This is a genomic window from Thiobacillus sp. SCN 63-57 (assembly GCF_001725555.1).
Taxonomy (GTDB): domain Bacteria; phylum Pseudomonadota; class Gammaproteobacteria; order Burkholderiales; family Thiobacillaceae; genus Thiobacillus.
This window is the reverse complement of sequence record NZ_MEGP01000007.1, coordinates 14,990-36,349: the sequence shown is the minus strand read 5'-3', so window position 1 is coordinate 36,349 and position 21,360 is coordinate 14,990. Positions and strand designations below refer to the sequence as shown.

At 64.1% G+C, this 21,360-nt stretch carries 17 protein-coding genes; 9 read left to right on the top strand and 8 right to left on the bottom strand.

Going from position 1 to position 21,360, the window contains the following annotated elements; all coding sequences use genetic code 11:
• Positions 1-52: 52 nt before the first annotated feature.
• Both ABT23_RS03650 and ABT23_RS03645 read left to right on the top strand, forming a co-directional pair.
• Positions 53-406 (top strand): hypothetical protein, encoded by a 354-nt coding sequence (locus ABT23_RS03650; protein ID WP_296631344.1) that lies wholly within the window; start codon positions 53-55, stop codon positions 404-406.
• A 221-nt stretch (positions 407-627) separates the two neighbouring features.
• Entirely contained in the window at positions 628-1,728 is a 1,101-nt protein-coding gene (locus ABT23_RS03645; protein WP_296631343.1) for a diguanylate cyclase, read from the top strand.
• Here the strand turns inward: ABT23_RS03645 and ABT23_RS03640 are convergent.
• The 7 genes from ABT23_RS03640 to ABT23_RS03610 form a co-directional block, all read right to left on the bottom strand.
• Positions 1,725-2,504, bottom strand: coding sequence for a TatD family hydrolase (locus ABT23_RS03640; RefSeq protein ID WP_296631341.1), 780 nt, complete (start codon positions 2,502-2,504; stop codon positions 1,725-1,727). The genes ABT23_RS03645 and ABT23_RS03640 overlap by 4 nt on opposite strands.
• Positions 2,505-2,539: 35 nt before the next feature.
• Positions 2,540-3,208, bottom strand: a complete 669-nt coding sequence (locus tag ABT23_RS03635) for a Bax inhibitor-1/YccA family protein (protein ID WP_296631339.1) — start codon at positions 3,206-3,208, stop codon at positions 2,540-2,542.
• 155 nt (positions 3,209-3,363) lie between these two features.
• Positions 3,364-4,122, bottom strand: a complete 759-nt coding sequence (locus ABT23_RS03630) for a slipin family protein (RefSeq protein WP_296631336.1) — start codon at positions 4,120-4,122, stop codon at positions 3,364-3,366.
• A gap of 2 nt (positions 4,123-4,124) precedes the next feature.
• On the bottom strand, positions 4,125-5,456 hold the full coding sequence (locus tag ABT23_RS03625; protein WP_296631333.1) for a nodulation protein NfeD: 1,332 nt from the start codon (positions 5,454-5,456) through the stop codon (positions 4,125-4,127).
• Between the two features lie 39 nt (positions 5,457-5,495).
• Entirely contained in the window at positions 5,496-6,830 is a 1,335-nt protein-coding gene (locus tag ABT23_RS03620) for an ArsB/NhaD family transporter (RefSeq protein ID WP_296631329.1), read from the bottom strand.
• Position 6,831: 1 nt separating this feature from the next.
• The gene (locus tag ABT23_RS03615; RefSeq protein ID WP_296631327.1) at positions 6,832-7,290 is read right to left on the bottom strand and encodes a CBS domain-containing protein; all 459 of its coding nucleotides are present in this window, start codon (positions 7,288-7,290) and stop codon (positions 6,832-6,834) included.
• 64 nt (positions 7,291-7,354) lie between these two features.
• Positions 7,355-8,587 (bottom strand): cation:proton antiporter, encoded by a 1,233-nt coding sequence (locus ABT23_RS03610; RefSeq protein ID WP_296631324.1) that lies wholly within the window; start codon positions 8,585-8,587, stop codon positions 7,355-7,357.
• A gap of 341 nt (positions 8,588-8,928) precedes the next feature.
• Between ABT23_RS03610 and ABT23_RS03605 the strand changes: the two genes are divergently transcribed.
• The 5 genes from ABT23_RS03605 (at position 8,929) to ABT23_RS03585 (ending at position 16,437) form a co-directional block, all read left to right on the top strand.
• The gene (locus ABT23_RS03605) at positions 8,929-9,939 is read left to right on the top strand and encodes a DUF481 domain-containing protein (RefSeq protein WP_296631320.1); all 1,011 of its coding nucleotides are present in this window, start codon (positions 8,929-8,931) and stop codon (positions 9,937-9,939) included.
• Positions 9,940-10,011: 72 nt separating this feature from the next.
• Positions 10,012-10,977, top strand: a complete 966-nt coding sequence (locus tag ABT23_RS03600; protein ID WP_296631317.1) for a PfkB family carbohydrate kinase — start codon at positions 10,012-10,014, stop codon at positions 10,975-10,977.
• Positions 10,970-13,132: an HAD-IIB family hydrolase gene (locus ABT23_RS03595; protein ID WP_296631314.1), complete on the top strand. Its 2,163-nt coding sequence runs from the start codon at positions 10,970-10,972 to the stop codon at positions 13,130-13,132. Before ABT23_RS03600 ends, ABT23_RS03595 begins: the two co-directional genes overlap by 8 nt.
• On the top strand, positions 13,129-15,516 hold the full coding sequence (locus tag ABT23_RS03590) for a sucrose synthase (RefSeq protein WP_296631312.1): 2,388 nt from the start codon (positions 13,129-13,131) through the stop codon (positions 15,514-15,516). The genes ABT23_RS03595 and ABT23_RS03590 overlap by 4 nt, the downstream gene beginning before the upstream one ends.
• Positions 15,517-15,522: 6 nt before the next feature.
• Positions 15,523-16,437, top strand: a complete 915-nt coding sequence (locus tag ABT23_RS03585; protein ID WP_296631310.1) for a mechanosensitive ion channel family protein — start codon at positions 15,523-15,525, stop codon at positions 16,435-16,437.
• Between the two features lie 27 nt (positions 16,438-16,464).
• Here ABT23_RS03585 and ABT23_RS03580 read toward each other — a convergent pair whose 3' ends face one another.
• Positions 16,465-17,361: a universal stress protein gene (locus ABT23_RS03580; RefSeq protein WP_296631308.1), complete on the bottom strand. Its 897-nt coding sequence runs from the start codon at positions 17,359-17,361 to the stop codon at positions 16,465-16,467.
• Between the two features lie 349 nt (positions 17,362-17,710).
• Between ABT23_RS03580 and ABT23_RS03575 the strand changes: the two genes are divergently transcribed.
• On the top strand, positions 17,711-18,727 hold the full coding sequence (locus ABT23_RS03575; protein WP_296631305.1) for a sodium:calcium antiporter: 1,017 nt from the start codon (positions 17,711-17,713) through the stop codon (positions 18,725-18,727).
• A complete protein-coding gene (locus ABT23_RS03570; RefSeq protein ID WP_296631299.1) occupies positions 18,717-21,359 on the top strand; it encodes a cation-translocating P-type ATPase in 2,643 nt (880 codons plus the stop codon). The genes ABT23_RS03575 and ABT23_RS03570 overlap by 11 nt, the downstream gene beginning before the upstream one ends.
• Position 21,360 lies beyond the last annotated feature (1 nt).

Sequence of the window (21,360 nt, the reverse complement as noted above, 5' to 3'; positions counted from 1 at the left end):
CCCTGGCATGGCCGTTAACGATCGGTACGGACCATGCCACAGGAGTCTTGCCATGAACATTACCCTGCATGACAAATCGCTGGAAATCCGCCTCACCGCGGCGGCGCAAAAGGCACTCGCGCGACGCGACCGGCCGCTGGTGGCCGAGATGGAACTGCTGTTTTCCTGCCTGCTGCGCAAGCGCGTGTACTTTGGCGAGTCGCCGGAGCAGTCCATGCCCGTCAACGATCGCCTCTCGGTACGCTTCAAGCCCATCATGACCCGGCGCTGCAGCGTGGCCGAGGGCGGCGCTGCACCCCCATCCGAGCGGTTCCCGCTCGAAAATCCGCGACCCTACGTGCCCAACTGGCTGGCGATCGACTACCGGCGGGGCCAGTGGGTCGGCGAATTCGGCTACGCCAGCTAACGATTTTGCGTGGCCTGTGGCGTCAGGTTGCGGAGACGGCAGGAAACGCCCTGGCCAGCCCCGGGCGCCGCGCCACTTTAAAGTTTGCGTATCCCGGACCGATACCGTTGTCTCAATAAGAACTGCATATGCGCGTGACGCTTTCCAGATGATGCTCCGGCCAGGCGAACAACCGATTGTTTGGGCTACAACGAGCCCAAGGCATACCCAGGCCCGCCGGTATGAATAAGGTTGACGACGCTTCGCCCTCCGCTCACCTCGAATTGGCGCAATGCCACATCCGGGTATTCGTCGCGCTGCCTATCCTGATCGGCTGGTATCTGTTCTGGTATATGCAGGCACGCAGTACCGAGGCCAATACCGGCTTGGCGGGCTTGTGCGTGTTCTATGCCTTCGCGCTGGCGCATTGGGCCCATGTGAAACGTTACCCCGGGTTCTATCCGCAGCGGCGGGTCGCGGCGATCGTGATGGACCAGCTGGGCTGTTTCATCGGGATGCTGCTGACCCGGGAGCTGGGGACGATCATCGTTTTTCTGAATCTCTGGATATCGCTGGGCAACGGAATCCGCTTCGGCGTGAAATGGATGGCCCTGTCGGCCACCCTCGCGACTATCGGGCTGATCGTCCTGAGCATGGTGTCGGATTACTGGAGCCAGCGCCCTATCTGGATCATCAGCCTGGTATTGCTCAATTCGGCGATCCCGGCCTATGTGGCGAGTCTGATCCGCGGTTTTCACGACGGTCAGGCCAGGCTTGCCCAATACGCCGACCACATGGAGAGGATGGCCCTGAAGGATGGCCTGACCGGCTTGCCCAACCGGGCGGCATTGTTCGACGAGTTCGAGAAGGCAAGCGCCCACGCCCGGCGCACGGGTTCGGCCATCGCCGTACTCTACTTCGACCTGGATGGGTTCAAGCAGGTCAACGACAGGCTCGGGCATGCGCAGGGTGACATGCTGCTCAAGGAAGCGGCCAACTGCGCGAGCGCTGTGCTGCGGGGTGAGGACGTTCTGGCCCGCCTGGGCGGAGATGAGTTCGTCGTCCTGTTGCGGGTGCATGATTCCGGCAAACGGGCCCGCAGGGTCGCGGAGAGAATCCGGCAATCCATCGCCTCCATCGGGGCGATCGACGGTAATCCGGTCCATGTGACCGCCTCCGTTGGGATGGTGGTGGCGAGCGGCCTGGATGCGGACCGTCTGGGCGCCGAACGGATCGTCCACGAGGCCGACCTCAATATGTATGCGGCCAAGAAGGATGGCAAGAACCAGATCGTGCTGACCACGCTGTCGAGCGAAATCAGGCTGGCAGCCCGGCGGGCCTAAACCGGGTCTTCCGCCAGGCCGAAGAGTGTCCGCGCGTTGCGGGTAGTGGCACGGGCCACGGCGACAATATCCAGTCCGCGCAGTTCGGCCAGGGTTTGCGCGATGCGTGGCAGTTCGCCCGGTGCGTTGCGTCCACGCCCGATCCACGCCGGCGGGATGTCGGGACTGTCGGTTTCCAGCACGATGGCATCGAGCGGCAAGTCGACTGCCAGCCGCCGCAGGTTGTTGGCGCGGGTCCAGGTGAAGGCGCCGCCGAAGCCGAGCTTGAACCCCAGCTTGATGAACTCGTCCGCCTGCTGCGGACTGCCGTTGAAGGCGTGGGCAATGCCGCCGCGCACCCTGATTCTGCGCAAGTGCTTCAGCAGTTCGTCGTTAGCCTTGCGACAGTGCAGCAGCACGGGCAGGTCGTAGTCGCGTGCGATTTTCAGCTGTTCGACATAGAAGAATTCCTGCGTCGCATGGTCAAGGTCCCTGACAAATAAATCAAGGCCGATTTCGCCCACAGCCAACGGGCGCTCCGCCTCGATTTGCGCACGCAGATCGGCCAGGTGTTCCGGGCGGTGGATGCCGATGTACATGGGGTGCAGCCCCCATGCCGGCAGGCAGCCGGGATAGCGCGCACAAACGGTGGCCACTGCGGCGAAATTGTCGCGGCTGATGGCCGGGACGACCTGGAGGCCGACTCCGGCAGCGGTGGCGTGCGCGTACACGGCGTCGCGATCGGCGTCGAATTCGGCCGCATCGAGATGGCAGTGGGTGTCAATGAAAAACGGCACCGTAACAGGTGCCGTTTTTTCGAGGCCGTTCACGTTCAGTCGTTATTGGCGAAGCCCAGCAGGCTCAGCAGGCTGGTGAAGAGGTTGAAGATGGCCACGAACAGCGTGACGGTTGCCATGATGTAGTTGGTTTCGCCGCCGTGGATGATGTTGCTGGTCTCATACAGGATGAGGCCGGACATCAGCAGCACGAACATTGCGGATACTGCCAGCGACAGGCCGGGCATATGGAAGAAGATCGCCCCCAGGCCGGCGAGGAAGGCAACCAGGATGCCGACCATGAGGAAGCCGCCCATGAAGCTGAAATCCTTGCGGGTGGTCATCACGTAGGCCGACAGGGCAAGGAAGATTGCCGCGGTGCCGCCCATCGCCATCATCACCACCTGCGAGCCGTTGGGCATGGCCAGATAGGCGTTGAGGATGGGGCCGAGCGTGTAGCCCATGAAGCCGGTGAGGCCGAACACGAAGGCAATGCCGAGTCCGCTGTCGCGGAACTTGGTGGTGAGGAACAGCAGGCCGTAGTAGCCGACCAGCGTGAGGATGATGCCGGGATGCGGCAGGTTCAGCGCCATCGCCGCACCTGCGGTTGCCGCGGAAAATGCCAGCGTCATCGCCAGCAGCATGTAGGTGTTCTTGACGACCTTGTTGGTGGCCGATACGGCAGCAGACTGGCTGCGCCCCAGGGTAGTGACTTGCGGGTTCATCTAAGCTCCTCTACATATTTCGAAACAAGGTACCCACTCTGAGTCGATCAGGCCGGTACGAGTTCCCGTGTGCGGCCGGGACGTGAAAGTGAGCATACCGTGATGCGGGGCCGATGACCACCCATACGCGAGCGGACGCTGGGCTTCAAAGAGCGTCATTCACCCGGCTTCGTGCCGCGCTGCAGCAGGTTCAACAACTCGACCGGCATCGGGAAGACGATGGTATTGGTCTTGTCGCCGGCGATGTTGGAAAGTGTCTGCAGATAGCGCAGCTGCATGGCCTGCGGTTTGGTGGCGAGAATTTCCGCGGCTGCAAGCAGTTTTTCCGATGCCTGCAGTTCGCCTTCCGCATGGATCACCTTGGCGCGCCGCTCGCGTTCGGCCTCGGCCTGCTTGGCGATCGCACGCACCATCGATTCATCGATGTCGACATGCTTGATCTCGACATTGGAGACCTTGATGCCCCAGGCGTCGGTCTGGGTGTCCAGTAATTGCTGGATATCCTGATTCAGACGTTCGCGCTCGGACAGCATCTCGTCGAGTTCGTGCTTGCCCAGCACCGCCCGCAACGTGGTTTGCGCCAGTTGGCTGGTCGCGTTCAGGAAATCCTCCACCTGCAGGATCGCCTTGGCCGAGTCGATGACGCGGAAATACACCACCGCGTTAACCTTGACCGAGACGTTGTCGCGCGAGATCACGTCCTGGCTTGGCACATCGAACACCACGGTGCGCAGGTCGACCCGTACCATCTGCTGGATGCCGGGCAGGACGACCACCAGTCCCGGCCCCTTCACCTTCCAGAAACGCCCAAGCATGAACACCACGCCGCGCTCATACTCGCGCAGGATGCGCAGGCTGGCGATTATCAGCACGATGATGACAAATACGAGGGTGAGGCCGCTGAATTCAAACATGCTCATTCTCCTTGCCAGGGTTCGACATCGAGGATCAGGTCGTGTCGCGCGCGCACGCGGATCGCGCTGCCGCGTGGGAGCGGAGTCTGGCTGCGCACGCGCCAGTGCTCGCTGTGCACGCGTGCCCAGCCTTCGTGTTCGATATCCTCCAGGGTGACACCCGTGGCGCCAACCAGTTCCTCGGCGCCGGTCACCACCGGCCGCCGGCGCGCGCGCAGCGCCATGCTCGCGACGAAGAAGCTGAACAGTGCGCTGGCCACCGCCACCGGAACGATCAGCATCCACGGCAGCCCGTAGCCGGGCAGGTCGGTGTCGATCAGCATGACCGAGCCGATGACGAAGGCGGCGATGCCGCCCAGCCCAAGCGCGCCGAAGCTGGGCACGAACGCCTCCGAAATCATCAGCACGATGCCCAGCAGCATCAGGGCCAGCCCCGCATAGCTGATCGGCATGACCTGCATCGCAAACAGCCCGAGCAGCAGACAGATGCCGCCGACCACGCCGGGAAACAGCATGCCGGGGTTGGCGAATTCGTAGATCAGCCCGTAGATGCCGAGCAGCATCAGGATATAGGCAATGCTGGGGTCGCCGATCACGGCCAGCAGACGGCTGCGCCAGTCGGGCATGACGCGCTCGACCGTGGCATGGACGGTATCCAGGGTGATCGTCCGATCGCCCAGCTTGACGCTGCGGCCGTTCAGTTGCCGCAGCAGATCGTCCAGATCCGTCGCCACCACGTCGATCACCTTCAATTTCAGCGCCTCCGACGCTGGCAGGCTGACCGCTTCGCGCACGGCGCGTTCGGCCCACTCGGCATTGCGCCCGCGCAACCCGGCCAGGCTGCGAATGTAGGCCGCGGCATCATGTACCACCTTGCGCATCTTGGCATCGCCCGGCGGCGCGTCGGCGGGTCTGGCTGCGTCGGGCTTGTCGCCAGCCGGCGCCAGCTCGACCGGTGTCGCGGCACCGAGGTTGGTGGCCGGCGCCATCGCCGCAATGTGGCTGGCATAGAGGATATAGGTGCCTGCGCTGGCGGCACGCGCGCCCTGGGGCGAGACATAGGTGGCCACAGGCACCGGCGAGGCGAGGATGGCCTTGATGATGTCGCGCATCGAGGTGTCCAGCCCGCCTGGCGTGTCCAGTTCGATCACGACCAGCTGGGCCCGGTCTGCGATCGCCTTGTCCAGGCCGCGTACCAGGTAGTCCGCGCTGGCAGGTCCGATCGCGCCCTGTACTGTCAACACGCGCACGGTGGCGGCGTTGGCGGAAAAAGGCAGCAGAATTAGACAACATGTCCACAGCGCAAAGCGCGACAGAGCGTGAAGCGGGTTCATCTTCCCACTGTAGACGTAATCCCGGACTCCGTCGTGCGCCTAGAGGTAGCGTATCCAGAGATACACGCTGCTTACCGCGATGCTCGCCAGCATGAGCGGAAACGCCATCAACATGAAGGGCAGGAAGCGGACCGGCTGGCCGGCACGCTCGGCCATGCCGGCGACGACCAGGTTCGCCGACGCCCCCACCAGGGTGCCGTTGCCGCCAAGGCAGGCGCCCAGCGACAGCGCCCACCACAGGATGTCGATCTGCTCCGGTGTGAACGCGTTGCCCATGCTCTGGATCACCGGGATCATGGTGGCGACGAAGGGAATATTGTCGACGACGGCGGAGAGTACGGCCGAGACCCACAGGATGGTATAGGCGGTGGCGGTGAAGTTGCCGCCGGTCCACTCGACGATCTTGTGCGCCAGTAGTTCCAGCGCGCCTGCCTTCTCGATACCGGCCACCACCACGAACAGGCCGATGAAAAAGAAGATGGTGATCCATTCGACCTCGCCGAAGGTGTGGTGGATGGCGTGCGACTGCTCTTCGGCTTTCTTGTCATAGACGCGGAGCAGCAGCAGCAGCGCGGCGCCGAACATCGCAATGGTGCCCGGTTCCTGCCCGAGGGCATGCGCGAACACAAAGCCCGCGATCACCAGCGCGATGACGAACAGCGCCTGCTTCAGCAGGCGCGCATCGGTAATGGATTCGCGTTCGTTGAACGCCATCACCAGGGCGCGGTCCTCCGGCGCGGCACGCAGCTTGCGTCCCCAGATGAAATAGATGGGGATCAGCGTCAGCGCCATGACGACGGCGGCGACGGGCCCCACGTTGATCAGGAAGTCGTTGAAGGTCAGCTTGGCCGCCGAGCCGATCATGATATTGGGCGGGTCGCCGATCAGCGTCGCGGTACCGCCGATGTTGGAGGCGAAGATCACCGAGAACAGATAGGGATAGGGACCGATGCGCAGGGCATCGGTGATCAGCAGCGTCACCGGGGCGATCAGCAGCACGGTGGTGACGTTGTCCAGCAGCGCGGAGAACACGGCGGTCACCAGCGACAGCATGACCAGCAGGCCCCATGGATCGGCCTTCACGACCTTGGCGGCCTTGACCGCCACGTACTGGAACACGCCGCTTTTCTGTGTGATGGCGACGATGACCATCATGCCGGTGAGCAGGCTGATGGTGTTGAGGTCGATGCCGTGAAAGGCCTCGGCCTGGTTCAGCACGCCGGCGAACACCATCAATCCGGCTCCGAGCAGTGCGACCACCGAGCGGTTGATCTTCTCGGTGACGATGACGGCGTAGGTCAGCACGAAGATGGCAAGCGACACCACAAGGGGCGACAAGCCGAAGAGGGTTTCGGCGGTTGCGGGATGTGTCATGTCAGATTCCGACCTGGGCGATCAGGTGCGCCAGCAGGGCGCGCCGCGACAGCATGCCCTTGAGCCTGCCGTCCGCTCCCAGAACCGGCAGCGGCGCGGCATGCCGATGCAGCAGCAGGGCGGCTTCCAGCAGCGGGGTGTCTTCATCCAGGGTCGGCAGGTCGAGCAGCTCCACATCGAGCACTCGCTTGGCCGCCAGTTCCTTGATGTGGGTTGCGATCAGCGCGGTTCCGTCGCCGACGAAGCGCAGGTCCTTCAGGCCGTGCTCGCCGCGCGCGCTGGCCGGCAGCAGTTCACCCAGGATGTCGTTGATGTCCACCAACCCGGCCCATATGCCGCCATTGCAGACTGGCAGGTGGTTGACGCTCTTGTCCAGCATCAGGCGCAAGGCCTCCAGCAGGGACGTGTCCGGACGCAGGCAAACAGGTTCCGGAAGGAGTGGCACGGCGCGCAGGGTCATGGCAGGCGGCTTTCGTGGGTAAAGACCGCATTTTTGCAGATGCGCCGGGCGGACGGTAGCGCATTCATGCCGCTGCACCCGCGTGGCGACCGTAGTAGGCCTTCAGCATGAAGGGCGGCGCAACCGTGGTGAGCGCGATGACGATCAGCAGCGCAGCATAGGTCTCGGCATCGAGGATGCCCTGGTTCAACCCCAACTGCGCGAAGATCAGGCCAACCTCGCCGCGCGGAATCATCGACAGGCCGATGGCCACCTGGCGGAAACGGCTTTCGCGGATGAAGAAGCCGGCGGCGAGTTTGCCGACGATGGCTACCACGATCAGGGCGCCGCCCAGCTGCCAGACGCGGGGCGAGCCCCAGTCCACCGTGTTGAGGTTGAGCGATACGCCGACCATCACGAAGAACAGCGGGGCGAAGGTGTGGATCAGCGGCCGCATCTGTTCTTCCAGCCGGTGCGCCAGTTGCGGGCTGGGTGCGAACCAGCGGTCGAGCGCCGGCATGCCGAGCCGGCTCATCACGTCGAAGCGGAAGTGTTGCGACAGCGCGATGCCTGCTGCGAAGCCGCCCATGATCAGCGGTGCGCCCACCGCATGCGCCAGCCAGGAAAACAGCAGGATCAATGCGAGCGCCATGGTGATGAGCAGGCCGGGGGTGGCCGAGCGCTGGTCGTAATGGTCGATGATCTGGCCGGCCAGCTTGGCGACCAGTGGCGACAGCAGCATGAACAGCACGATGAAGAGCGCGACCGTGCCGGTGGCCGCCAGCGAGACTTCGCGCTGCTCGGCGAACTGGTACAGGAAAGCCAGGGCGAGCACGCCGAGAATATCGTCCAGCACTGCCGCGCCGATCACGATCTGCGCCTCGTCCGTGTGCCGCTTGCCGAGGTCATCGAGCACCCGCACGGTGATGCCGATGCTGGTCGCGGTCAGCGTGCCGCCGATGAACAGTGCCACCAGATTGTCGAGGCCGAAGCCCCAGCGGCAGACGGCATAGCCGAGCGCGAAAGGCAGGGCGAAGCCGATGACCGCCACGACGATGGGCTTGATGCCGGACTTGGCCAAGCGGAACAGGTCGGTATCCATGCCGACCTCGAACAGCAGCAGGATGATGCCGATCTCCGCCAGCAGCTTCATGGTGTCGTCGGGCGAGATCCAGCCCAGCAGCGACGGACCGATCAACAGACCAGCCAGCAACTCGCCGATCACCGACGGGATGCCGTGGCGTCCCGCGATCTCGGAAAACAGCCGCGCGGCGATCAGGATGACGGCGAGGTACAGAAAGAATTGGTGGAGTTCCATGGGGATGTCCTGTCGGGTAAGGGTTCAGCTGGCATCAGGTTTGTTGTTGTGGGCACTCAGGGCGACGCGCAGCGGGATTATCTTAACGTGCATGACAAGCGCAGGGTGAATTGGGCTTGCGTAGATAAATAATTTTGTGCAAACATAAAAAGGCAGCTCGCCCACCATCCAGTTCATGGCCAAGGGTGTCAGGCGACCTGCGCATCATCTTGCGATCCGGCTTGATCTTGCGATCCGGCTTGCCGGCAATCGCGCATCCGAATTTCCTTTCAGCGTGTCCGGCTCGAGTTTTCTCTGTCGATACGGCTGTCCTCATCGATTTGGCCTGGGAAAGGAATACGTTGAAGCACGACTGGAAAATTGTGGCGGTGGGTTGCCTGTTCACGTCCACTGCCCTGGCCGACACGGTCACGCTCCTCAATGGAGACCGCCTGAGCGGTACCCTCGTTCGCCTGGAAACCAAAACCTTGTGGTTGAAAACCGCCTATGCAGGCACGCTCAAATTGCCATGGACCCAGGTGGACCAGATCGAAACCGACGCGCCGGTGCGGGTGCGCCTGGCCGACGGAACCGAACTGGACGGCCAATTACAGACCGACCGCGCACGCCAAGTGCGCATCCGGATCGGCAGCCTGGCCGAGACTGCTCCATTGGCACTCGACCGCATCGACGCCATCAACCCGCCGCGGCAGGGCGACCGGACCGTGTTGAGCGGACGCGCATCGCTGGGCGGCAACCTTGCGCGTGGCAATACCGATGCACAGGCCCTACATCTGGACGGCGAACTGGTCGCGCGCAATGCCGGCCAGCGCGTGACGCTCGACGGCGAACTCAACGAGGCGGGGCAGGATGGCGTCGAGACTGCGTCGAACTGGCGGGTGGGGATGAAATATGACCATTTCGCCAGCGAGCGCATCTATTACTATGCGAACACCCGCTTCGACCATGACGGGCAGGCCGGCCTCGATCTGCGCAGCACGCTGGGCGCAGGGGCCGGCCGCCAGTTATTCGAGCGCGACGATCTCAAGCTGTCGCTGGAAGGCGGCCTGAGCCTGGTGAACGAAGACTACGCCCACGCGGCCGACACCCGTTTTCCCAGTGCGAGATTCGGCGCCCGCTACGAGCAGACTGTCTGGCAGGGGCGCCTGAAGCTGTTCCACAACAGCGACCTGCTGTTGAGCCTGGAGTCGCTGGATGATTACCTCTACCAGAGTCGTACCGGGTTCCGGGTGCCAATGGGCAAGGGTTTCAGTCTGGGGACCCAGGTGAATTTCGATTACGACGCCGTGCCCGCTGCGGGCAAGGGCAGTGCCGACACGGCTCTGCTGTTCAAACTGGATTACACGATCTAGCCTGAGGAATCTTCGGTTGGCCAGCGTGTCAATAGAAACTATTGTGCAATATGTTTTATGTGAGTGTTCATCATGACGATGCCGAGTGAAGCGACAGCACCCCACGCTGCGGTCCGGGAGGACAGCCAGACTGTGATTGCCTTTGGCGAAACCCTGGTCGATCAGTTTCGCGACCGCAACGTGCTGGGCGGCGCGCCATTCAACGTGGCGTGTCATCTCGGCGCGCTGGGTGCGCACCCAGTATTGGTGACGCGGGCGGGCAAGGACGCGCTGGGCGACCAGCTGTTGCAGGCGATGGGCGAACGCGGCCTCGACATGCGCGGCGTGCAGCGCGATCCGGCGCGTCCGACCGGACGGGTCAAGGTGACCGAGACCGCTCGCGGCCATGCGTTCGACATCCTGTCCGACCAGGCCTACGACCACATTCACGCCAGTCTGGCACGGATGGTAGGCCTGTCCTTACATCCGCAGATGGTCTACTTCGGCACACTGTCGCAGCGGGGTGATTCGCGCCGCGCGTTGCGTGAACTGCTTGCCACTGTCGATGCGTGCGCGTTTCTGGACGTCAACCTGCGCGACCCCTGGGTGGATGCCGACACCTTGCGCTGGTCGCTGCAGCAGGCCCGCGTGGCCAAGCTCAATGAGGACGAACTGGTCCGCATTGGCGATCTTTTTTCGCTCGATGGCGCCACGCCGCAAGCCCGAGCCGCCGTGCTGCTGTCGGGCTTCGACCTGCAGAGGCTGGTCGTGACCTGCGGCGCGGGGGGCGCCTGGACGCTCGATGCCGCCGGGCGTATCGAATCGGTGACCGGGACGCCGCTGAGCCAGGTGGTCGATACCGTGGGGGCGGGCGACGGCTTTGCCGCCGTGTTCATGCTCGGCATGTTGCGCGGCTGGCCTCTGGCCAAGCAGCTGGCGCGCGCCGATGCCTTTGCTCGCGCCTTGTGCGGCATACGTGGTGCGGTACCGGCCTCGCAGGATTTCTATCGTCCGTTCATACGCGACTGGCGGCTCGAATCTGAGGTGATGCGTGCGTGATATCTATGTGCTGATGCTGAGTGTGCACGGGCTGATGCGTGGACACGACCTGGAACTGGGGCGCGACGCCGATACCGGTGGCCAGACGCTCTACGTGATCGAACTGGCGCGGGCGCTGGGGCGCCATCCCCGGATCGAGCAGGTCGACGTGGTCACGCGCCTGGTCGACGATGCCTCGGTGTCGCCGGACTATGCGGTGCCGAGCGAAGCGCTGGGGGAGCGTGCGCGTCTGGTGCGGCTGCCCTGCGGGCCGAGGCGTTATCTGCGCAAGGAAAGCCTGTGGAGTCACCTCGATCAACTGGTCGACCGCACCCTCAGCTATCTGCGCCAGCAACCGCGCCTGCCCGATGTCATCCACAGCCACTATGCCGACGCCGGCTACGTGGGCGTGCATCTGTCGCAGCTGCTGGGTGTTCCGCTGGTGCATACCGGCCACTCGCTCGGGCGCTGCAAGCGTCAGCGTTTGCTCGACCATGGCCGCAAGGCGCAGGCGATCGATCGCCAGTTCAATTTTGCGCGTCGTATCGCTGCCGAGGAGGAGGTGCTCGAACACGCCGCCCTGGTGGTCACCAGTACCGCGCAGGAAAGCAGCGAACAGTATGGCCTGTATGAAAACCATCAGCCGGCGCGGATCGTGGTGGTTCCGCCCGGCACCGATACGTCGCGTTTCGCGCCGCCCGGACGTGCGCCGATTCCTCCCCATGTGCCGGCGCTGGTCGATCGCTTTTTCACGCAGCCGAAGAAGCCGCTCATCCTCGCCATCTGCCGTCCCGAAATGCGCAAGAACCTGGAACGGCTGGTGGCGGCTTATGGCGAATCGCCCGAGTTGCGCGCGCGCGCCAATCTCGCGATCGTGGCGGGCAACCGTGACGACATTCGCAATCTGGATGAGGCCCAGGCGGATGTATTGAAGGATTTGTTGCTCGACGTCGACCGCTACGACCTGTGGGGCAGCGTGGCGCTGCCCAAACAGCATCAGCCGGACGATATCCCAGCGCTCTACCGGTTGGCGGCACAACGCCGGGGTGTGTTCGTCAATCCGGCACTGACCGAGCCTTTTGGCCTGACCCTGATCGAAGCGGCAGCGAGCGGTCTGCCGGTGGTCGCCACCCGCGACGGCGGCCCCCCCGACATCATTGCGCATTGCGAAAACGGCGTGCTGGTCGATCCCCTCGACAGCATGGACATCGCGCGCGGCCTGCTCGACGTGGTATCGGACCCTCGTGCCTGGCAGCGCTATGCGCGGCGCGGCATCAGCGGTGTGGCACGTCACTACACCTGGGATGCCCATGTCGAGAAATACCTCAAGGCGGTCGACCGGGTGATCCGCCGTAGCCGCAAACAGGTACGGCGCGAACGCGAAGTGCATCGTCCAGCGGCCAGCCTCATGCCCTACGTGCGGCGCATGCTGGTCAGCGACATCGATAACACATTGCTGGGCGACCGCGCCGGTCTCGACGCCCTGATTCGCGTACTCCGCACGCAGCCGCGCGGCTTCGGCTTCGGCGTGGCGACCGGGCGCCATCTGCCGAGTACGCTCGACGTGTTGCGGCAGTCGCGTGTCCCGCTGCCCGACGTACTGATCACCGCAGTCGGCAGTGAAATCCATTACGGTCCCGAGATCCGCCCCGATAGCGGCTGGCGCCGCCATATCCAGCACCTGTGGCGGCGCGATGCCGTGGCTTCGTTGTTCACAGGCCTGCCAGGGCTGACGCTGCAATCCGACGATCAGCAAAGTGAATTCAAACTGAGTTTCAACGCCGACCCGGATACGGCGCCGACATTGCGCGAACTCAAGGCACTTCTACGCCAGGCAGGGTTGCATGCCAACCTGATCCATTCGCACGATATCTTCCTCGACGTGCTGCCGGTCCGCGCATCCAAGGGACAGGCCATCCGTTATCTGGCCTATAAATGGGGATTGCCGTTGCGTGCCTTCCTGGTGGCGGGCGACTCCGGCAACGATCTGGAAATGCTGGTTGGGGACACGCAGGCCGTGGTGGTGTCCAACCATAGCGCCGAACTGGAAAAGCTGCGCGGGCTGGAACAGATCTATTTCGCCGAGACGCCTAGCGCATCCGGCATTCTCGAAGGCATGGCGCATTACGGGTTTGCCTGCAACCCGGCGCCGACGTTACAGCAGGAGGCGGCATGATCGATGCATTGAGAACCTGGACGACGGATCATCGCGATCCGGTGGATGCCTTTCTGCGCCGCTGTTTCGCCGAGAACCGCGTGCTGCTGCTGCAAAGCGACCTGTGCCATGTGCTCGACACCCTGGCTGCGGAATCCGCCAGTTCGCTCGACGGCACGCCGCTGCAACAGGCTGTGCGTCATTTCCAGGAAGGCGTGTTCCAGCACCCCTGGGCCTATTTCGCCTTGCGCGAAGGGGCGGGACGCTGGCGTTATCTGCGCATGCATCAGGAGCAACTGATGCCGGAAAGCGTGTCGGTGAGCGAATTCCTCGCGTCCAAGGAGTTGTTCGTGAAACCGCCGAACGACGGCGATAGCGTGCTGGAAATCGATTTCGAACCCTTTGGCCGCCATGTGCCGCGGCTGCAGGAAACGCGCTCGATCGGGCAGGGCGTGCTGCATCTCAACCGGCATCTGGCGAGCGCGATGTTCACCCGGCCCGAGGTGGGCCACGCGCGGATGCTGAACTTCCTGCGCATGCACTCGATCGACGGCCAGCAGCTGATGCTGGCGCCGCACCTCGGCGACGTGACTGCCTTGCGTGCCGCCTTGCGCGAGGCCATGCAGCAGCTCGAAGCGCGCGACCCCGACACGCCGTGGGTCGACCTGGCGGCCGCGCTTGGCCGGCTGGGATTCGAGCCTGGCTGGGGTGCCACGGCGGCGCGGACGAGCGAAACCATGGGCCTGCTGGTCGATATCCTGGAGGCCCCGTCGCCCACCGCGCTGGAAGCGTTTCTGGCGCGCATTCCGATGATCTCGCGTCTGCTGATCCTGTCGCCGCACGGCTATTTCGGCCAGGACAATGTGCTGGGACGCCCCGACACCGGCGGTCAGGTGGTCTACATCCTCGACCAGGTACGCGCGCTGGAGCACGAGATGCGTGACCGCATGGCGATCCAGGGTGTGCAGGTCGATCCGAAGATCGTCGTCGTGACCCGACTGATTCCCGAATCGGACGGCACCACCTGCAACATGCCGCTGGAAAAAATCCAGGGCACGGACCATGCCTGGATCGTGCGCGTGCCTTTCCATCATTCCAATGGTGAAATCGTGCGGCAATGGATTTCGCGTTTCGAAATCTGGCCCTACCTGGAAGCCTTCGCGGTCAATGTGCAGCGTGAGGCGCTCGCCCAGCTGGGTGGACGCCCGGACCTCATCATCGGCAACTATTCCGACGGCAACCTGGTGGCCAGCCTGCTGTCGGAGCGGCTCGGCGTGACCCAGTGCAACATCGCCCATGCGCTGGAGCAGACCAAGTACCTGCACTCGGCGCTGTACTGGGAAGCCAACGACGCGACCTATCACTTTGCCTGCCAGTACACGGCGGATCTGATCGGCATGAACCATGCCGACTTCATCATCACCAGCACCTACCAGGAAATCGCCGGCACCGCGCACAGCATCGGGCAGTACGAAAGCTACCGAGCGTATACCCTGCCGGGCTTGTACCGTGTCGTCAACGGCATCGACCTGTTCGATCCCAAGTTCAACATCGTGTCGCCGGGCGCCGACGCCGGTATCTATTTCCCTTACACCGACACGGCGCGACGCCTGCATTCACTGATGCCCGAGATCGAGCGCCTGCTCTATGCGCCCGACCCCGGCGTGCCGTTCCGCGGACAGTTCGACGACCCCGACAAGCCGCTCATCTTCACCATGGCGCGGCTCGACCGCATCAAGAACCTCACCGGCCTGACCGAATGGTTCGGTGCCTGCGAACGCCTGGCCGAAGCCGCCAACCTGGTGGTGGTCGGCGGTTACATCGACGCGGCGGCCTCGACCGACGAGGAGGAGAAGGCCGAGATCGCCCGCATGCATGCGCTGATGGACCAGTACCGGCTGGATGGACGGATGCGCTGGCTGGGCACCCGCCTCGACAAGAACCTTGCCGGCGAACTCTACCGCCATGTCGCCGACCGGCGTGGTGTATTTGTCCAGCCCGCATTGTTCGAAGCCTTCGGCCTCACGCTGATCGAAGCGATGGCCTCCGGCCTGCCGGTGTTCGCCACGCGCTACGGTGGGCCGCTCGAGATCATCCAGCATGGCGTGTCGGGTTTCCACATCGACCCCAACGAGGGCGCGGCCGCCGCCGAGGCGATCGCCGATTTCCTGCAGCAGTGTGCGGCCGATCCGACGCGCTGGCAGCGTATTTCTACCGGCTCCCTGGCGCGCGTGGCCGCCCGCTACACCTGGCAGTTGTACGCCGAACGCATGATGACGCTGTCGCGCATCTACGGTTTCTGGAAATTCGTCAGCAATCTGGAGCGCGGCGAAGTCAGCCGCTACCTGCAACTGTTTCATCATCTGCAATTCCGCCCGCTGGCGCGCGCAGTAGGAAAGGACTGAATTTTCATGCCCACGGATTATCTGAACACGGCAATCGGCTATCTAGGGGAATGGCGCGAACTGGTCGTGACCGCCCTGCATGTCCTCCTCATCCTGGGGCTGTCATGGCTGGTCTTGTGCGTCGCGCGCAAGGCCGTGGCGCGGTTGCGGCGGCACATGCAGCACGATGTCGACGATCCCGAACGGATCAAGCGGCTCAATACGCTGGAGCAGGTGTTTCGCTACATCATCCTGGTGGTCGTCACGCTGGTCACCGCCATGCTGGTCCTGAGCGAGGTCGGCATCTCGATCGCGCCCATCCTCGCCGCCGCCGGCGTGCTGGGCATCGCCATCGGCTTTGGCGCGCAAAGCCTGGTCAAGGATTACTTCACCGGCCTGTTCCTGTTGCTGGAAAACCAGATACGCCAGGGCGACGTGGTGGAAGTGGCCGGCAAGGGCGGACTGGTCGAAGAGATGACCCTGCGCTATATCCGCCTGCGCGATTACGAAGGCAGCGTGCATTACATCCCGAATGGACACGTCGATACCGTGACCAACCGCAGCCGCGGTTTCGCCTATGCTGTGATCGATGTCGGCGTCGCCTACCGCGAGGATGTCGACGAAATCTATGGCTTGATGCGTGAGGTGGCGACCGGGTTGCGCGCCGATCCGGAACTGGGCGGCAAGATTGTCGACGACCTTGAAATTGCCGGCGTCGACCAATGGGGGGATTCGGCCGTCGTGATCCGCTGTCGCTTCAAGGTGATGCCGCTGGAGCAGTGGGGCGTGCGGCGCGAATTCCTGTACCGCCTGAAAAAGGCGTTCGACGCCGCCGGCGTCGAGATTCCCTTCCCGCATCTCACCGTGTATGCCGGACAGAACAAGGACGGCAGCGCGCCGCCGCTGCGTCTGCTGCAGGAAGTGCCGGCAGCGACGTCCTGAGGCGCAACGGCTCGACGCGTGGATTCGCTAGCCGGGATGGCCTGCAATCAGCACGTCGCTGCTGGAATGCGTCAGCACGTGCTGGGTGACGCTACCGAGCAGCAGTTCTTCCATTACCGATTGCCCATGTTTGCCCATCACGATCAGGTCGGCATCCATCGTCTGCTCGTGTTCCAGTATGCGTAACGTGGCGGCGCCATGCACGAATTGACGCGTCAGCTGCCGAGCCGGCACCCGTAGCCTGCCGATGAAAGTCTCCATCGCTTTCTGTGCGGCATCGCGCGCCTGAATCCGATATTCATGAATCTGCTGGTCATCTATTCCGGCGAGTTGGAATGTGCTCTCCCATTCCACCTCGAACGCATGCAGCAGCACGATGTCGGCGTCAGGTAGCCAGGCATGGGCGGCATGGATGGCGGCGGCGGCGTGATCGGAGAAATCGACGGGCGCGAGGATGCGCCGATAGGGTGCCTGCGGGCGTTGCTTGACTGCCAGCAACGGGCGGCGGGATTTGCGCAGGACGCGTTCGGTGGTGGAGCCGAGCAGTACCTCCACTACGAAATGTTTACCCCGTGCGCCCATCACCAGCAGGTCGGCCGGGCGCGTCTCGACAAGGTCGACCAGGGCGGCGGCGGCGGATCCCTGTGTCACGACGGTATCGATGCTGTACGTATGGTGTCCCGCCAGATGGGCAGCCAGTTCGTCCAGGCTTTTTCCTGCCTGGGCGAGCAGCTGCGTTTCCAGGGTGACGGCTTCGCCGGGCAGCATGCGGTGCAGTGCGTCGAGCGCCGATCCGCTGACGATATGCGCGAGGGTGAGGCCGGCCCCGGGACGCGTTTGCGCAAGCTGTGCGGCGCGTTCCAGCGCATGGCGTGCAGGAGCGGAAAAGTCGGTGGCGGCAAGCAGGGTACTGGCCTGGGTCATGGCGACTCCTTGGTCGGAAACAGTGCGGCGATGGAAGCAAAGCAGGCCGTGCGCACGAAGGCATCGGGCTGGCCGTTGTCGTCTCGAGGCAAACCATCCCGCAAACTGCCCTTGCTTTCCGGCAATGGTAGTTCATATTGCACGGCGCGCCGGGCGACGCCCGGTATATCGACGATTGCAGGCAACCATCATGTTACCCTTTGGCTGCGGACATCCATGTCCTGCCGATTCGGTGGCAGGCATGTTGCGGCATGCGGGATGCCCGGTATTGGCCCGGCCCGTTACCGCCAGGCAATCGGGAGTATTCGTTTCGAGGTGTCGCCGAATTCGAGGCTGCATCAAACACGTTATGCAGGAAATCGCATTCATCTGGGCTTCGTTGTTCGCCTGTCTCGTCGTGATCGGCGTGGCGGGCGTGAGGCTTTCGCGCTATGGCGACATCATCGCCGAGAAAAGCGGACTCAGCCGCGGCTGGGTGGGCCTGATCCTGCTGGCCACGGTCACGTCGCTGCCGGAATTGGTCACCGGCCTGTCTTCGGTGACGATCGCCCAGGTGCCGGATATCGCCGTGGGCGACATCATGGGCAGCTGCGTATTCAACCTGCTCATCATCGTGCTGCTCGATTTCCTGTACCGCAAGGAATCCGTCTACACCCGCGCACGCCAGGGCAACGTTCTGTCCGCCGGCTACGGCATCGCACTGATCGGTTTCGCCGGGTTCAATCTGCTGCTGTACCGTGCCGGAACCTTTCCTTCCCTTGGCCATGTCGGCCTCTATACGCCGGTCATCCTGTTGCTGTACCTGCTGGCCATGCGCTCGCTCTATCGGTATGAACAGGCGCAGGTCAGCGAATACGTGGAAGATCGCGTCGAGATCCACCCCGAGATGACGCTGAAGCAGGCCGTCCAGGGCTATGCCCTGGCCTCGGTCGCGGTGGTGGCAGCCGGTACGTGGCTGCCGTTCATCGCCAAGGATCTGGCCGTGGCCATAGCCTGGGAACAGAGTTTCGTGGGGACGCTGTTCGTTGCGGCCGTCACCTCCGCACCCGAAGTCGTGGTCACGATCGCTGCGCTCCGTATCGGCGCAGTCGATCTGGCCATCGGCAACCTGTTCGGCAGCAATCTGTTCAATATCGCCATTCTCGCCATCGACGATCTGGTCTACCTGCCCGGCCCGTTGCTGGCGCATGTGTCGATCACCCATGCGACCTCGGCCTTCTCCGCCATGATGATGAGCGGGCTGGCCGTGGTCGGACTGGTGCTGCGGCCCGCTTCGCGCGTATTCCGCACGGTCAGCTGGATCAGCTTGCTGCTGCTGGTCATTTATCTGTTGAACACACTCTTCCTCTATTTGCATGGCGACTGATCGCGGCGAATCGGTCCGGCACTGGCATTGCCTCGACAGCGAGGCGGTCGCCGCACATCTCGACAGCGACCTGGACGTGGGATTGACTGCCGAAGCCGCCAAATCGCGACTTGGCCGGGTAGGCCCCAACATCCTGCACGAGGCCGGCCGCCGCCACCCGCTCGCCATGCTCGCGTCGCAGTTCACCGACTTCATGATCCTGGTGCTGATCGCCGCGGCGGTGATCGCCGGCTTCATCGGCGAGCCACAGGACACCATCGCCATCGTGGTCATCGTGTTCCTCAACGGCATCATCGGTTTCGTCCAGGAATACCGCGCCGAGCGTGCGATGGCGGCCTTGAAGAAAATGGCCAGCCCGCAGGCGCGCGTCATCCGTGAGGGGCGCCCGGAACTCATCGACGCGACGGAGCTCGTGCCCGGCGACCTGGTGGAACTCGAGGCCGGCAACATCGTGCCGGCCGACCTGCGCCTGATCGAACTGGCCTCGCTCAAGGTCGACGAATCCGCGCTCACCGGCGAGTCGCAGCCGGTCGACAAGCGGCTTGCGCGTCTGCATGAAAAAGACTTGCCGCTCGGCGACCGCCTCAATCTGGCGTACAAGGGAACGATCGCCACCTACGGTCGCGCGCGGGGGCTGGTGGTAGCCACCGGCATGCAGACGGAGCTGGGCAAGATCGCCGCGTTGCTGTCCGGGGAATCCGGCAAGACGCCGCTGCAAAAGCGCCTGGCGCGTTTCGGCCAGAGCCTGGCGCTGGTGGTGCTGGCGATCTGCGCCATCATCTTCGTGGCGGGTTGGCTGCGCGGCGAGCCGCCGCTGACGATGCTGCTCACCGCGGTCAGCCTGGCGGTCGCCGCCATCCCCGAGGCGCTGCCGGCGGTGGTGACCATCTCGCTCGCGCTGGGGGCGGCGCGCATGGTGAAGCAGAACGCGCTGATCCGTCGTCTGCCCGCGGTGGAAACGCTCGGCTCGGTCACCACCATCTGCTCCGACAAGACCGGCACGCTCACGCAGAACCGCATGCAGGTCGATTGCGTGCTCGCGGGCGGCGAAACCCGCCCGGGCCTGTCCGGGGACGAATCGCCGCCGTGGCATGAACTGGGGCTCGCCATGGCGCTGTGCAACGATGCCGTGGCCAGTGGCGACGGCAAGCTGAGCGGCGATCCCACCGAAACCGCGCTGCTCGAAGCCGCGCAGGCAGCCGGATTCAGCAAGCAGGAATGGCAGGTAACGCTGCCGCGCCTGGCTGAGCTTCCCTTCGATTCCGATCGTGCGCGCATGAGCACGCTGCACCGCGAGGGCGAGGCGGTCCTGCTGCTGGTGAAGGGCGCGCCCGAAGGCGTGCTGGCGCTGTGTGCCGATCAACTGGGCGTTGGCGAAACCGTCGCCATCGATCAGGCCGCGCTGCATGACGAAGCCGAACGGCTGGCCGCGCAGGGCTTGCGCGTCCTGGCCTTCGCGCTGAAGCGGCTGCCGCACCTGCCTGCCACGCTCGATGCCGCCACGCTGGAAAGCGATCTGACCTTCATCGGGCTGGCCGGCCTGATCGACCCGCCGCGCCCCGAGGCGGCCGAATCGGTGGCCGCCTGCAAGGCCGCCGGCATCATCCCCGTGATGATTACCGGCGACCATCCCGCCACCGCGCGCGCCATCGCACACCGGCTCGGCATCATCGACGACGGCGGCAAGGTGCTCACCGGCGGCAGGCTGGCGCGGCTGTCGCTGGCGGAATTCGAGCGCGAGGTGGAATCGGTACGGGTGTACGCCCGCATCAATCCGGAACAGAAGATCAAGATCGTGCAGGCCTTGCAGGACAAGGGCGAATTCGTCGCCATGACCGGCGACGGCGTGAACGACGCGCCGGCATTGAAGATGGCCGACATCGGCGTCGCGATGGGCAAGGGCGGCACCGACGTCGCGCGCGAGGCGGCAGCGATGACGCTGCTCGACGACAACTTCGCCACCATCGTCCATGCGGTGCGCGAGGGGCGTCGCATCTTCGACAACATCCGCAAGTTCGTCAAATACACCATGACGAGCAACTCGGGCGAGATATGGACCATCTTCCTCGCGCCCTTTCTCGGCCTGCCGATCCCGCTGCTGCCGATCCACATCCTGTGGATCAACCTCGTCACCGATGGCCTGCCGGGGCTCGCGCTCGCCGGCGAGCGCGCCGAACGCGACGTCATGCAGCGGCCGCCGCGACCGCCGAAAGAAAGTATCTTCGCTCATGGCATGTGGCAGCACATCCTGTGGGTGGGCCTGCTGATGGGCGGCGTGTCGCTGCTGACGCAGGCGTGGGCGATCCATGTCGGTACGGCGCACTGGCAGAGCATGGTGTTCACCGTGCTCACGCTGTCGCAGCTGGGCCATGTGCTGGCGATCCGCTCCGAGCGCGAGTCGCTGTTCACCCTGGGGGCGCTCTCCAACGTACCGCTGGCCGGCGCGCTGCTGCTGACCTTCATCCTGCAGATGGCCGTGCTCTACGTGCCCTGGCTCAATCCCATCTTCAGGACCGCGCCGCTGAGCGCAGGCGAGCTGGCGATGTGCCTGGGCCTGTCGTCGGTGGTGTTCGTCGGCGTGGAAATCGAGAAGGCGCTGGTGCGGCGTGGCTGGCTATACGCCAGCCCGTAAT

Bases quoted from the DNA above. Each gene is read 5' to 3' on its own strand.
- ABT23_RS03650 (WP_296631344.1), top strand. From the start codon at position 53: ATGAACATTACCCTGCATGACAAATCGCTGGAAATCCGCCTCACCGCG.
- ABT23_RS03645 (WP_296631343.1), top strand. From the start codon at position 628: ATGAATAAGGTTGACGACGCTTCGCCCTCCGCTCACCTCGAATTGGCG.
- ABT23_RS03635 (WP_296631339.1), bottom strand. From the start codon at position 3,208: ATGAACCCGCAAGTCACTACCCTGGGGCGCAGCCAGTCTGCTGCCGTA.
- ABT23_RS03630 (WP_296631336.1), bottom strand. From the start codon at position 4,122: ATGTTTGAATTCAGCGGCCTCACCCTCGTATTTGTCATCATCGTGCTG.
- ABT23_RS03625 (WP_296631333.1), bottom strand. From the start codon at position 5,456: ATGAACCCGCTTCACGCTCTGTCGCGCTTTGCGCTGTGGACATGTTGT.
- ABT23_RS03620 (WP_296631329.1), bottom strand. From the start codon at position 6,830: ATGACACATCCCGCAACCGCCGAAACCCTCTTCGGCTTGTCGCCCCTT.
- ABT23_RS03615 (WP_296631327.1), bottom strand. From the start codon at position 7,290: ATGACCCTGCGCGCCGTGCCACTCCTTCCGGAACCTGTTTGCCTGCGT.
- ABT23_RS03610 (WP_296631324.1), bottom strand. From the start codon at position 8,587: ATGGAACTCCACCAATTCTTTCTGTACCTCGCCGTCATCCTGATCGCC.
- ABT23_RS03600 (WP_296631317.1), top strand. From the start codon at position 10,012: ATGACGATGCCGAGTGAAGCGACAGCACCCCACGCTGCGGTCCGGGAG.
- ABT23_RS03590 (WP_296631312.1), top strand. From the start codon at position 13,129: ATGATCGATGCATTGAGAACCTGGACGACGGATCATCGCGATCCGGTG.
- ABT23_RS03585 (WP_296631310.1), top strand. From the start codon at position 15,523: ATGCCCACGGATTATCTGAACACGGCAATCGGCTATCTAGGGGAATGG.
- ABT23_RS03580 (WP_296631308.1), bottom strand. From the start codon at position 17,361: ATGACCCAGGCCAGTACCCTGCTTGCCGCCACCGACTTTTCCGCTCCT.
- ABT23_RS03575 (WP_296631305.1), top strand. From the start codon at position 17,711: ATGCAGGAAATCGCATTCATCTGGGCTTCGTTGTTCGCCTGTCTCGTC.
- ABT23_RS03570 (WP_296631299.1), top strand. From the start codon at position 18,717: ATGGCGACTGATCGCGGCGAATCGGTCCGGCACTGGCATTGCCTCGAC.